Source organism: Rhizobium sp. CBN3, from assembly GCF_030518245.1.
In the GTDB taxonomy this organism is placed as follows: Bacteria; Pseudomonadota; Alphaproteobacteria; order Rhizobiales; family Rhizobiaceae; genus Rhizobium; species Rhizobium aethiopicum_A.
Genome location: NZ_JAULSE010000113.1, coordinates 1 through 223, shown reverse-complemented (window position 1 = coordinate 223; position 223 = coordinate 1). Strand labels below are relative to the sequence as shown.

At 70.4% G+C, this 223-nt stretch carries 1 protein-coding gene; it reads left to right on the top strand.

Annotation, left to right across the window (positions count from 1 at the left end; genetic code table 11):
* The coding region (locus QWJ46_RS31195) for a VCBS domain-containing protein (protein WP_302756406.1) at positions 1-223 on the top strand (223 nt) is incomplete at both ends.

The following is a 223-nucleotide window of genomic DNA, read 5'->3' as shown; positions in this document are numbered from 1 at the left end:
CGTCGTCGCCATCACCGGCGCCAACGACGCGGCTGCGATCGTCGTCGATGCGACGGTGACCGACGACCGGGCGACGGTCGAGGCGGGGGCGGCCGACAGCGGCGATCCGAGTGCCTCCGGCAAGCTGACGGTCAGCGACGTCGACGACGGCGAGGCGGTGTTTGCCGTCCCGGCCTCACTAAACGGCCTCTATGGCAGCTTCAGCTTCAATGCCGCCACCGGC